Below are 13,388 nucleotides of genomic sequence, written 5' to 3'. Positions count from 1 at the left end.
GCCCTATTAAACACCTCAAAACTAATCTCTGCTCGCTTTTGCTTCGTAAAATAAATGATTTTAAAAAACCAGAGCATAAGTATGAAAAAACGTATTCTGTATTGGCTGCAAAATGACTTGCGCATTGACGACAACCCCATACTCAATGATTTATCACAACAACAATGTGAGTTGGACCTGGTCTTTGTGATTAACCCTGCTTGGTTTAAAAGCAATAACTACCAACAAAAACCCTCTGGTGTCCACAAACAACGCTTTTTAATGCAAAGCCTATATGAGCTACAGGAGTCTGTTTTAGAGCTTGGCCAAACTTTACATATTATTGAAGGCGATCCAGTTGAGGTATTAACACAGCGTATTAATGAGCTTAGCATTGACGAAGTTGTATATAGCCAGCAAATAGGTGTATATGAGCAACGCCAAATTAGTGCTCTTAAGTCAAAATGCACGACTGTGGTATTTAAATCTGTGATGCAAGATACTTTATATCAACAACAGCAACTGCCCTTTGAACTAGCTAATTTACCAACCGGCTTTACACCTTTTAGAAAAAAGATCGAAGCGGCAGAAATTAGTTTAGCCACACATACATTTTCAGCGGCAAGATTGCCTCCACCTATTATACTTTGCGCAAAACAACCGATAGAAAAGCCAGCAACAGGGAATACACAATTACTTGGTGGGCATCAGGTTGCGCTTGAGCACTGCCAGCAGTACTTTTCATCGGCTTTACCGAGTAGCTATAAAATCACTCGCAATGAGCTGGATGGCTTTGATAACTCAACAAAATTTAGTAGTTGGCTGGCTTTTGGCTGTATTAGTGCCAAGCAAGTTTTTTGTGCTGTAGATGCTTATGAAACGCAGTATGGAGCAAACGAGTCAACTTACTGGATCAAGTTTGAATTGCTCTGGCGTGAGTATTTCAAGTGGCATGCGATTAATGTTAAGCATCAGTTATTTACCTTTAAAGGTAAGAAACAAAGCTCGCCACTCACCACGTTTAGCCCGAATCGCTTTGCTAAATGGTGCCAAGGCAGTACACCTTACCCGTTAGTTAATGCCATTATGAAAGAGCTAAACGCAACGGGCTTTATTAGCAATCGCTCAAGACAAATCGTTGCTAGCTGTTTAGTAAACGAACTACAACTAGACTGGCGTTATGGTGCGGCTTACTTTGAGCAACAGTTAATCGATTACGATATGGCGTCAAATTGGGGTAATTGGCAATATATTGCTGGAGTTGGTGTCGATCCGCGCGGCGGACGTCACTTTAATTTGCAAAAACAAACTCAGCAATATGATCCTCACGGTGTATACATTGCCAAGTGGCAAGGAAATGAGCATTGCGATGCACAATTAGATGACTTAGACGCCGCTGATTGGCCAGTGTAAAAATAAACCTCGAACATGATATTGGCTAGCTGACTCTCGTTATAAGCCTAAGGTTAAAGCTTGGGCGAGAGTGCCGCTGGGTTTTTCTACTACGCGGTTAACTTCAACCCCGTTATGCTTAACAATAAAAGTGGGGGTATATTGTAAGTCATGCGCCAGGGCAATACCTGCTTCATCACGTTTGTCATAACCGATTGTAACAAAAGTTATTTTCGAGAGTTTGACCTTCGATTCATCGAGTAACTTTATTAATCGAGGTACTTCACGGGCACTGTCATGACACCACGTACCTAAAAGCACTAACACCTCTTTACCTGCTAGTTTTTGCATCAATGCAACGTCTTGCGGTGTGGGCGGAAATGCTTGGTATTGTTTAGCAAATTTATCGTGCTCGCTTAATAAACGCTTAGCAGAAATAGCGTCCGAGTGTGGTTTGAGCGTTGCATTCACTGCCAGTGGTAAACTCAACATTAAAAGAAAAATTAATTGTTTAAACATAATCTTATACTTAAATAGTGTTTTAGTTACTATACCCACAATCGAGCTTAAGTAAATAAAAGTTACTTGCTTTTATCCATAAAATCATCCACTTGTGATAAAACGGCTAAGTACTCACGTTTGACTTCTTTGTTTTGTTCTAATTTATCTAAATCACCAATTAACGTCACTAATTGCGTATGTGAATAACTCGATGTTGTTCTAAACTCGTTCGACGCCCCCACACCACTGAGTCGTTTTCTTTCATCCATACGATGACTATCTTCATTTTTCTCGAGCCAAATATCGTTAATAAGACGAATATTACTCTCACTGGTGCTGGTTTCTTTCAATTCTTTTTTTAGCTCGTATTGAGATATTTCGGGATTAAACTGATACACTTTTTTATCTACATCCACCTCATGAGCCTGATCAAGGGCAACCAATTCGTTATTTTTTACAGCGGTACCAATAGTGTAATTTTCTTGTTTATCATAATAATCAGGAGGGATGTCAGAGCGGTTACCTTCTTCATAATTAAAACGCGTACTCGCCGTTTTATCTTGAGTAACCCCAGTTAACCCTGCTGATTTTTGGTGTTCTGTATTTTGACTCAGCTTTGTGGTACTTGTTGCTATGTAATCCCCCTGATCCATTGCAAAAGAGAATTTTGCATCAAAATCAGCTAACTTAGAAATACCATCACCTAAGGAATTTTTATTACTGCTACCTAGCCCTTGGTAGCGCGGATCTTTGGTGATCATGTTGTCAACTAAATTAGCGACAAGCTCGCGTCCATTAGTAAACTGCTTTGTAGCAACCGACTCAATTTCACTATAGCGCTCAGCAGCTGATGACATACTACTAAACGCACTTTTAAAAACAGCCAACCCTTGTTTCATCACTTCATCACTTTTGTGACCAAACGCAGAACGTGTACTTTTCTCAGAGCTATTGAGCTGGCTATCTTCTAAGCTTTTATCGAGCGCTTTTATGTATTGTTGCATTTGGCTTTTGTCTTGAGCCCCAATGGTTGACATATCAAGCGAAAAATCAATATTGTTTTGTCCGTTTACCGATTCAAACTCCAGTATTTGCTGCTCAGAATCCTCATCAAGGGTATAACTTAAATTAAGCTCATTATCTATTCCAAGGAGCGCTCCATCAGCATCGACAGTATTTCCCTCTGACGTTGAAAAGTACAAATCAAAACCCGAAAGTTCTTTATTATCAAAATTGCTCAGAAAACTTAAATCTAAATCAGCTTGGTTTGCGGGTACGTAACGACTGTAAGCGCTTTGTTTAGCCTTAAAAAATTCATCCGCCATTTCACCAACACCAGAAAGTACTTGCGTTAATGCTTGGTGTTCAGTCTCAGATAAGTCGCCATCTACTTCATAACTTATGCTAAATTCGTCAGTGGTTTCGCCTGTTTCCTCATCATAACCTTGCGCAGAATGAAAGGCGATATTGATAACATCACCTTCTTTGGTTTTTACCGAAAGCTCAAACCCATAGTTATCATCGTCTTCAAATCGCTCGCGATTAAAGCTTTCCATGAAAGGATTAAGTGAGCGTTCAACACGCTGTTGGCTAGATGCTAAAAATGTTTTTTGATTAAACCCCAGTTGCCCCAAGTTTGATAAAATATCGCTAGTGTTGGCATAAGCACCTTGGATATTTTTTACAGAAGAATTTAAGCGCTCAATTAACTGATCGCTACGTTCGTTTTTTAATAAGCCCTCTTGCTGAGAGCTTATTACCGTACGTAGTGCAACCTCTTCACTAGAGAGCTTATAATTTGAGCCACTGGGTGCGCTGGAAATCGTGAGTAACGAGGATAATTGCTGATTAAGTATTTCATCGACTTGTTGGTCACTAAACTGACTAAGCATTTCATCAGTGATTGTTGCCGAACTTGGCGCTAAGTGAGCACGCGATTGCAAACCTGTGAGCATACTGGTTTGGTTTGAATTATTGACCGATTGGGCAAGCAACGCATTTAAGTTAGCATAATTGCCTTGTAGTTTATTAACCATGATTATCCTTAATCTTCAGTACAATATAAGTACGGTATCGGCCAACGAATTAAAAGCTTTAATTATTTTTTTATTATTCAAATATAAAGTATTAACGCAAAAACATTTTTTAAAAGTAATTAGCAGGTTTTGGCAAGCAGCGACTTTAATATGTCTGGTACAAATTTTCGCTGCGCGGTAATGGCATAGAAGTGTTCGAAAGCATCGGGTAAACGCTGATATTCAACCAGTAGGCCTTGTTCAATTTCATCCTTTACTACAACTGATGGCAATACCGATAACGCACCACTATCACGGGCAAGTAATCGCAGCATAGCCATATCATCAGCCTCTGCTTTTATTTTTGGCTGATACTGCCAACGAGCACACAAAGCATTAAATGAGTCTCTAATAGCTGAGGTTTTAGCGGGTAACACCCACTGTGCATCCGTGTAACCTGCTGGAAATTGGCCACGTATTTTTTTATCAGCTGGACCCACTATGGCTAATGGCTGGCGAGATACCAACTGACTTTGCCAAAGCTGATCGTAGTGCTCAAGCCCGATGGGTTTATTAGTTAAAACTAAATCCAGTTCGTGTTCGGCCAAGCCATTTAACAGCCCATCCATACGCCCTGCAGTCAGCGAAAAGCGCACTTCGTCATTGCTCATTAAGGGATTTATAAACTCTTCGATAAAGTTACGCGAGAGCGTATTAAGCACCCCGATTGATAAATGCTGGGTTTGGGAAATCAGCCCTTTGTGAATAAAAGAAGACAGTTCTTCCCCTTTGGTGAATATATCGTTGGCGTACATTTGCACCCGCTTTCCCATATCGGTTAATGCGAGTGTGCGGCCTTTACGTTCAAATAACTCAATATTAATGGTGTGTTCTAATTGTTTTATTTGCGTAGAGAGCGCTGACTGCGACAAATGCAGCTCTTTCGCCGCTTGGGTTAAGTTACCAATACGAGCAACCGACCAAAAATAATATAAATGATGATAATTTAAACGGCTCATTATTGTTCTCTTTTATAGAACGTTTACATGCATTATATCTATTTTTATTTAGTTATCTAGTTTGCCATACTTTGATCACTAAATAAGGAGCACTGAATGAGTGAGTATATTATTTCGTTGTTACTGCTAATAATGCCTTTGAGCACATTTATAGCAGCCTGGTTAATTGGCCAACAATCGCGCGCTTCAAATGGTCATGTGCTGTTTAAAGTAATGGTGTTTAATAGCATTGCATTTATAACAGCTATTACGCTTCATCAAATTTATGCTTTTGATTTACTCAGTTTCTTATCGCTGACCATGACCCGAATTATTATGCTGGGGCTTATATTATTTATCACGCTGATATTGATTCGCTTTTGTAAGCACTATATGCAAGGTGAGCCACGTGTAAACTACTTTTGGCGATGGCTATTACTTACCATCACTGCCGTATTAGTTGTGGTTATGAGCAACCACTTAGCGCTATTTTGGCTAGGCTGGGTGGCGATAAGTTTAGCACTACATAAACTATTAATGTTTTACCCTGAGCGCCCTCGAGCGGTGCTCGCCGCCCATAAAAAATTTATTGTGGCACGTGTTGCCGAATCCTTATTACTGATTGCATTTGGTATTTTGTGGTTCATTCACAATAGTCTGTACATAACTGATATAACCGCCTTTTATAACACCACCACGCTACCACTGTCTTTTGCAGAGCAAGTCGCTGCTTTTTTAATTGCCTTTGCGGCTTTAATAAAATGCGCTCAACTCCCAATACACGGCTGGCTAATTAAAGTGGTTGAAGTACCCACACCGGTGAGCGCTTTATTACATGCCGGAGTCATTAATTTAGGAGGCTTTTTATTAATTTTATTTGCGCCTTTGTTTATTCAAGCTAGCGCAGCACAATGGTTAATTTTAATTGTTGCTGGCTTAACTACAGTGATCAGCGCATTAATAATGACCACCCGAATAAGCGTTAAAGTTCGGCTTGCTTGGTCTACCAGTGCGCAAATGGGGTTGATGCTGGTAGAGTGTGCGCTGGGATTATTTGAACTGGCTCTGCTTCACCTTGTTACCCATTCGACTTATAAAGCTTTCGCATTTTTAAACTCAGGTAATGGCGTAAATGAAGATCTTATCCGCCGCCATATTCCAAAACAATCACCCACATGCTTTGCTTGGTTAACAGGTGCGTTAATTTCAATAATAATAGTTGGCGCAGCATGGGTTATTAGCTCTTATCAGGGAGCGGTAAGTATTTGGTTGCTTTTAGCCTCAGCATTAACCATTTTGCTTGCTAATCAGCATGGTACGGCTACGGCTAAAACACGCAGTAAAAAACTGTTAATTGCACTATTAGTGGTCTTTAGCTATGTGGCCGCTAAAAATATCTTTGCGTTTGCACTTCCCCTTGAGCAGTGGCGCGAACCTGCATTTAGCCTAGCCGACAGTTGGGTAATAGCTCTTATTTTAACCTTAATGATAGCAAGCTACTGTTTGCGCTATCAGTCTTGGCGACCTCAGGTTAAGTCATTATCCACTTTATTATTTGCAGGCTTGTATTTGGATGAGTGGTTTACACGATTAACACTAAAAATATGGCCGATAAATTTGCCTAATAATGGCCACACTGATTTAAAAAATCATGCCGCTGGGATCACTATTGAGGAATCAAAATGAGCACTCTAACGCCTTCAGATAATAGAGCACTCTCGCTAAGCGACAGTCAAAATAGCCTACTTAATAAAGTATGCGGTTACATAGCACCAAACTGGCCGTTAGATCAGATGATTGCAGTTAACCCATTTTGGGAAATGCGCCATATGCCAATTGAAGATGTAAGCGCACGACTGGATACCTTATGTAATGCCAACATGCTAATGCCTAAAGATTTTTATCTGCAAAAATATAACACCGGCATAATTACCGACAAACACTTAGCCGATGCCGCAACGCTACTTAATAGTGACTTTAATAAAGATCAACTATTACAATCGCTTAGAGTTGATGTGCCATTAGTAGACTGGCACAACATTGCTGATTTACTCGACCAACAACGTAATAAGCATAAAATGGCTTGGCATGATGAAATTACTCATCAGTTGAGTCAGTTTTGTGCTGCACATTATCAACAACTCGGCCCTATGCTGCATCGTAATGATACTCAAGCCCCATCTGAATTATATCGCCATTGGCTTACTGTTATTCAAGCTGATAAAGGCATTAGCATTGTTATGGATGAACGGCATTTAAATGGCTATTTTAAGCAATTACCCACATCCGCTGATGAACTAATTGCACTGACTCTTAAAACGCTTAACATAGATAATGACTCGTTAGAGTTATACGCGCACTCATTGCTCTTAGATATTAACGGTTGGGCATCGTGGCTTGCGTATTTACGTTTTCAAGGTCAGCTTTACGACACCCCAACAGATGAGATGAAGCAACTTCTAGCCATGCGCATGGCATGGGACTTAGTAATTTGGCAATACCTGACCGATCACGATAGTGCTACATTTAAACAACTGCAAAGCCAGTGGCAACAAGAAAAGGCGCTTGTTGTTGAGCGCTTACATGCACATAAATTAGCACAAAAGCCATTATGGGTGTGGGCAAAAGCAATGGAACTCAGCTTTCAATATCCGCTTAATGAGGCTCTGCAAACCGCGACAAAAGCCCCCGTGACAAACGCTCAATTACAAGCAGTGTTTTGTATTGATGTTCGCTCGGAAGTGATTCGCCGTGCGCTAGAGTCTCAAAGTCAACATATTGAAACGTTTGGCTTTGCCGGTTTTTTTGGTTTACCGCTGGAATATCAAGAGAATGGCAGTGCTATTACTCGCCCACAGCTCCCTGGGCTACTTAAACCGGCTATACATGCCACGCAAGCTCACAAAGACACGACACTTGAAGCATCACGCCAAAATAGTGCCACATGGCAAAGCTGGTCAAAATCGGCCCCTTCATCGTTTTCTATGGTTGAGTCAGCAGGTTGGCTATACGCATTTAAATTAATAAAAAATACCTTTTTATCTCAAGGCGATGCTAAAAAGTGCACTCCGACTGACTGGCAATTAACACAAAACCAGCAGCAACTGACCCTAAAAGACAAAACCGATTTAGCCCAAAAAGTGCTTACTACTTTAGGTATAAAAGCGTTGGCACCACAGGTAATGTTAGTGGGTCATGCTAGCCATACAACCAATAACTTACACAGCGCAGGCCTAGATTGCGGCGCCTGTGGCGGGCAAAGTGGTGAAGTAAATGTACGAGTGCTCGCAAGCCTACTTAACGATGTTCAAGTACGTCAAGCGCTTAAAACTCGGGGACTCACACTGTCAGAAAACACCCAGTTTATTGCAGCCATTCATAATACAACCACAGATGTGATAACCACCTATGATGCTCAATTGGATGATAATCTAAAAAAATGGCTCAGTGTGGCAACACAAACAGCTCAGCGCGAGCGCTTAGTTAATATAGAGCCAAAGCTGGTTGATAAATCAGCGGATGAAATTAATCACGCTTATCATCAACGCGCCCGCGATTGGTCGCAGGTGCGCCCTGAATGGGGGCTTGCAAATAATGCCGCCTTTATTGTCACGCCGCGCTCATGGACGCGAAGTATTAACTTACAGGGGCGCTGTTTTTTACACGATTATGATTGGGAAAGCGATGGCGACTTTGCGATATTAGAGCTTATTATGACTGCGCCTATGATAGTCACCCATTGGATCAATAGCCAATATAATGCCTCGGTTAACGATAATCACAAATACGGCAGTGGTAATAAAATACTTCACAATGCGGTGGGCGGTAATATTGGCTTATTTGAAGGTAACGGTGGCGACCTGCGCATAGGCTTAGCCATGCAATCGCTACACAATGGCGATAAATGGATGCACGAACCTATTCGCCTTAATGTATATATTGCTGCGCCACAATCAGCAATCGCAGCAATTTATAACAAGCATACGATGGTGAAGGAACTAATTGATAACCACTGGCTAACACTCATTCGTTGGGGCGATGACAACACCCTAGAGCGCTTTGAAAATGGGCACTTCACTACAATTCCCCCCTCTAAATAGCGAGCATGATCAATGTTAAATGCCGTCATAGCCACTAAACATAAAAAAGCACCTCTGATCGCCCCTGCATTAAAGCCACTTGGCTATAATGTGGTAACAACAAGTCTATTTGATACCGACACGCTAGGGATGTTTACTAATGAAGTGCAGCGTGATTGCAGCGCCCAAATAGCGGCATTAACAAAAGCTCAACGCGCATGTGAACTCACTGGCGAGCAATTTGGGCTTGGTAGTGAAGGCAGCTTTGGAGGTGGACCATACCCTGGGTTAATGAACTGGGACGAAGAAGTAATCTGTTTTTACGATAAACACACAGACATCGCTATTTATGGACATGCAGGCGGGCCTTTTTCACCCAGCAGCTTAACCATCAACAGCGAGACTAATGTTGAATCAATTATTGCTGCATGCCAGCGTTATAAAGAGCAACACTGGATACTTGATGACACTCAAACACTTTATAAAGGGCTAAGCTTTGAAGGCTTGGTTGCTTTATTTAAAGAGAAAGCGCCCAAAGCCGGCATAATCACGCCTGATTTAAGAGCTATGTATAGTGGGCAACGCCAAGCTATTATTTGTCTTGCTGCCGAGGACTTAGCAAGGCGGTTGGCATCAAAATGTCCACAATGCCAGCGTGCTAACTTTGTTGCCAAACAACTCACTAAAGGCTTGCTCTGTGAGCTGTGTAACATGCCCACACAACAAGTAAAATCAACAACCTCTTTGTGTGATTGCTGCGGCTACAACCATATTGAAGCGAATGAAAAACACGTGGCTGATGCAACATATTGCCAGTTTTGTAATCCTTAAGAGTTATTATGACATCATTACAACCCACTCAATTATTAAATACTGAAGAGCGTATTAACCAAGCCGTTGCATTATTAAAAGCCGGCGAATGCGTCGCTTTACCCACAGAAACTGTTTATGGTCTAGCTGCAGATGCGACTAACAGTGATGCCGTAGCAAAAATATTTATCGCGAAAGGACGCCCAACAAATCATCCGCTCATTGTGCATATTCCCAATCAGTCGCATGTGCACCACTGGGCAAAAAATGTAAATAAGGCGGCCATCACGCTTGCTGAAGCATTTTGGCCCGGCCCACTCACCCTAATTTTAAATGCTAAAGATGATTTAAACAGTCCGGTAACAGGCGGCTTGCCCACCATTGGGCTTCGCGTGCCTGCGCACCCTGAGTTTTTAGCGGTATTAAAGCAATTAAACACCGGTCTTGCAGCTCCCTCGGCTAATCGCTATAAGCAATTGAGCCCAATCAGTGCAGCTCATGTAATGCGCGATTTGAATGGTCGAATTAGTGCGGTATTACAAGGAGGTGAATGTAATGTAGGTATTGAATCGACCATTGTAGATGCAAGCTCACAGCAGTTACGCATATTACGCCCAGGACCAATTTCAGCAGCTGATATTTTGCAAAAAACTGGACTGCATGTCAGCACGCCACATTCACATAACGAAGTGGTACCGGGTAATGTAAAAGCGCATTATCAGCCTAATGCCCCTGCCATGTTGGCTAATACTGAAGATTTCGCTAAAATTTTGAGTGAAAACTCTCAGGGTAAAAGTCACTATTTAATCTATTCGACTCAAGTGCAACAGCAATTATTAGCGAACGACATTCCATCCGAACGTATTACTAAGCTAAGTAGTTGCCCTATTGAATACGCTAAAAATATGTATAAAGCACTGCATCTTATTGATGAGAAAACACCATTGAATATTTATATCGAAAAACCGCCAGTAGGCAGTGAGTGGGCTGCAGTGAATGACCGACTTAGTCGCGCGGCTACTAGTTAGCTTGCAGGTATTCAATTACAGAGGTCGCATTCACAGGTTTGTAAAAGTAATACCCCTGAAAACGTTTACAGCCAATATCCACTAACATATCAAATTGTGCCTGCTCTTCCACGCCTTCAGCGATAACACTTAAGTTATGGCTGTTGGCAATGGCGATAATACTTTGCACCATACTGTTAGACTTAGGGTCTATTAAAATATCATCTACAAAGCTTTTATCTATTTTCAGTTCATCTATGGGTAAGCGCCTTAATAAACTCAGTGATGAATAACCTGTACCAAAATCATCCATCGAGAAGCGTATCCCTCTAGATTTTAAGCTATTTATCGTATCAATCACATGCTCAAGGTTATCCATAAACAGTGACTCTGTAATTTCTAAGATTATACTTTGCGGGGCAACATTATGGGTTTCTATGCTTTGCAATAATGTTGTAATGAAAGCACTGCTTTGAAATTGCATCACTGAAATGTTGATTGCTAATTCAAGAGGGGTATCGCTGTGTTGTTGCATCTTTGCAAATTCACTAATAGAACTCGCTAAAACAAAGTCACCGATTTTAAATATTAAATCACTTTGTTCCGCAATAGCAATAAACTCGGCAGGCGATACCATACCTAACTCATCGTCTTTCCAGCGAACTAGCGCTTCCATCGCAAGAATTTTACCTTGCTCGTTAACCTGACATTGATAGGCCATAAATAATGTTTTTTCAGTTAAAGCAATAGCAAGTCGCTCTTCTATTTTTACACGCCGTAAATAAGCAATTTCAATATCTGATTGATAATAACACAGCCAGTTTCCTGTATCTTTTGCCCACTGATTCGCCAAATGTGCACAGCGTACTAGTTTAGCTTTTGTATTTCCATGATCCGGATAATTGGAAACTCCCACACAAATATTTATCGGTCGTTCATTATTATTTGTTTCATAATAACGCAATGCTAAGTTTAATTTACTTTCAAAAAAATGCGGTCTGTTTTCGCTCTCTTTAGAGGGAGAAATAATACAAAACTCATTACCACTGTTCCTAAACACCAGGAATGGCGCTTTAAATTTAGCCTCTAATGAGTGTGCAAACGCTTTGATAGCTTTATCACCGTACTCCATACCAAAACGGTTATTCATGTAACTTAAATTAGTAATATTAATAATCGCTAAACTAAATGGTGTATTTTTTTGAGCTTCAAAGTGCTCACGTAATGCTTTGCGATTAGGAAGCTTAGTTAGATCGTCATGCCGAGAGAGATAAAACAACTCCATAAGACGCTTTTGTTCTGCCTTATTGATAAGTCTAAATCCTAAAAACAAAACTATCGAAATAAGTAGATAAACCAAACAGTAAACAATTACTGTTTTATAAAACTGCTGCTTTATTGGTGCTATGGCAACTTGCGATAAAATCCATAGTTGGTAACGATTATCAAATTTTGCAGAGGTTATATATGCTTTGCCTTGAATATCAGTGTAAAAGCTAAACACCTCTTCAGAATATTTAAGTGCTTGCTTTGTTTTACCAAGCTGTTTTACTAATTCAGCATCTAACAAACCAAAAGATTGCTCAGCTTTTGTCTGTGTATAACTAGCAATATCTGCGTTTTTGTCTGAGCTATATTGAATGTAGCCATCTAACTCTCTAATAATTAGTAAATAATCATCTTGAGTGCTGCGTAAAATATTTAAATATTTTTCACCTTTTGAAATAGCCATTCCCGACGTCATTACTGCAATAACCTCTGCATTTTCGTCTCTTAGTGCTTTTCGAATAGGAATTATCCACTCTTGGAGTGTTTCATTAAAATAAGTTCTACCTAACATCATTTTGTTAGATTTTAAGGTATGAGCAAAGTTTTCTTGTGTTCTTTCGCTTTTTTTAAGATTTACAAAAGCTGAGGGGTCTAAATTTGAACTCAAGTAACGTATCTGACCTTGAGTGTCATATAACACAAACCCCGATGAAACGAGGTTTTTAAGCAAAATATTGTTAAGTACTTTAATTGTCGATATTTTTTTATTTGAATTGTTTTCTAAAAGAATATCTCGCCCAATCAAATCAAGCATGAGCTCTTTATTTCTTAACGAGCTGTTAAGCGACTGAGCAGAAAGCGCCACATTATTTTGAGAGTGAGTTCGATATTCTTTTTTTAAACTTTTCCACTCATAAACTAACAGTAAACTTAATAAAGTTAAGCCGCCAAAGAGTAAAAAACAAAAAAGTGTCCATAAATTTTTTTTTATCAGTGCCATCTAATTCTCATAACTCCACCACAACCACCTTGGTTATTTATTTGAACTCTTTGAATTTAGCTTATAACTTACTCAATCTTTTTCAAACTATTTTGTTGCAATAATAGAACAACAAGGCCTAAAAAGCACAAAATAAAAACCTATGGTTAACAACAAAAATAAATAAACTAGTACTTATGAATAGCATTAAGCTCGAGTTAATACAAAATAATTGAGTTTGTTTGCAGTATAGAGAGGTTTAAGTTAAACGATGATTTGAGTAACGTGATGTCACTCATCTCATCCCTTTACAAAGCGACAGTTATAGATCTTTTCTTAAATTTTAATATTGATTTAGT

At 40.0% G+C, this 13,388-nt stretch carries 9 protein-coding genes; 5 read left to right on the top strand and 4 right to left on the bottom strand.

The features are described from left to right. Positions 1–81: 81 nt before the first annotated feature. Positions 82–1,392, top strand: coding sequence for a DASH family cryptochrome (locus tag ACNSN2_RS16365; RefSeq protein ID WP_418609761.1), 1,311 nt, complete (start codon positions 82–84; stop codon positions 1,390–1,392). Positions 1,393–1,431: 39 nt separating this feature from the next. Here ACNSN2_RS16365 and ACNSN2_RS16360 read toward each other — a convergent pair whose 3' ends face one another. From ACNSN2_RS16360 to ACNSN2_RS16350, 3 genes are all read right to left on the bottom strand, one after another. Beyond that, positions 1,432–1,890, bottom strand: coding sequence for a TlpA family protein disulfide reductase (locus ACNSN2_RS16360; protein ID WP_418609763.1), 459 nt, complete (start codon positions 1,888–1,890; stop codon positions 1,432–1,434). Positions 1,891–1,952: 62 nt separating this feature from the next. Further along, the gene (locus ACNSN2_RS16355) at positions 1,953–3,908 is read right to left on the bottom strand and encodes a hypothetical protein (protein ID WP_418609765.1); all 1,956 of its coding nucleotides are present in this window, start codon (positions 3,906–3,908) and stop codon (positions 1,953–1,955) included. A gap of 119 nt (positions 3,909–4,027) precedes the next feature. Beyond that, on the bottom strand, positions 4,028–4,906 hold the full coding sequence (locus ACNSN2_RS16350) for a LysR family transcriptional regulator (RefSeq protein WP_418609768.1): 879 nt from the start codon (positions 4,904–4,906) through the stop codon (positions 4,028–4,030). Positions 4,907–5,002: 96 nt separating this feature from the next. Between ACNSN2_RS16350 and ACNSN2_RS16345 the strand changes: the two genes are divergently transcribed. The 4 genes from ACNSN2_RS16345 to ACNSN2_RS16330 are packed head-to-tail and all read left to right on the top strand — an operon-like array spanning position 5,003 to position 10,802. After that, complete coding sequence (locus ACNSN2_RS16345; RefSeq protein ID WP_248527137.1) at positions 5,003–6,571, top strand: NADH-quinone oxidoreductase subunit L; 1,569 nt, start codon at positions 5,003–5,005, stop codon at positions 6,569–6,571. Continuing rightward, positions 6,568–8,985 carry a YbcC family protein gene (locus ACNSN2_RS16340; protein ID WP_418609770.1) on the top strand — a complete coding sequence of 806 codons (2,418 nt, stop codon included), beginning with the start codon at positions 6,568–6,570 and terminating at the stop codon, positions 8,983–8,985. Before ACNSN2_RS16345 ends, ACNSN2_RS16340 begins: the two co-directional genes overlap by 4 nt. 12 nt (positions 8,986–8,997) lie before the next feature. Next, positions 8,998–9,795, top strand: coding sequence for a DUF6671 family protein (locus tag ACNSN2_RS16335; RefSeq protein WP_418609772.1), 798 nt, complete (start codon positions 8,998–9,000; stop codon positions 9,793–9,795). Between the two features lie 8 nt (positions 9,796–9,803). Next, a complete protein-coding gene (locus ACNSN2_RS16330) occupies positions 9,804–10,802 on the top strand; it encodes an L-threonylcarbamoyladenylate synthase (RefSeq protein ID WP_418609773.1) in 999 nt (332 codons plus the stop codon). Here the strand turns inward: ACNSN2_RS16330 and ACNSN2_RS16325 are convergent. Beyond that, positions 10,795–13,050, bottom strand: a complete 2,256-nt coding sequence (locus tag ACNSN2_RS16325) for an EAL domain-containing protein (protein ID WP_418609775.1) — start codon at positions 13,048–13,050, stop codon at positions 10,795–10,797. The two genes, ACNSN2_RS16330 and ACNSN2_RS16325, sit on opposite strands and share 8 nt — an antisense overlap. Positions 13,051–13,388 lie beyond the last annotated feature (338 nt).

Origin of the sequence: Pseudoalteromonas sp. US3C1013 (assembly GCF_048401115.1) — a bacterium.
GTDB classification, from domain to species: Bacteria; Pseudomonadota; Gammaproteobacteria; order Enterobacterales; family Alteromonadaceae; genus Pseudoalteromonas; species Pseudoalteromonas undina.
This window is presented reverse-complemented; position numbering and strand designations above follow the sequence as displayed.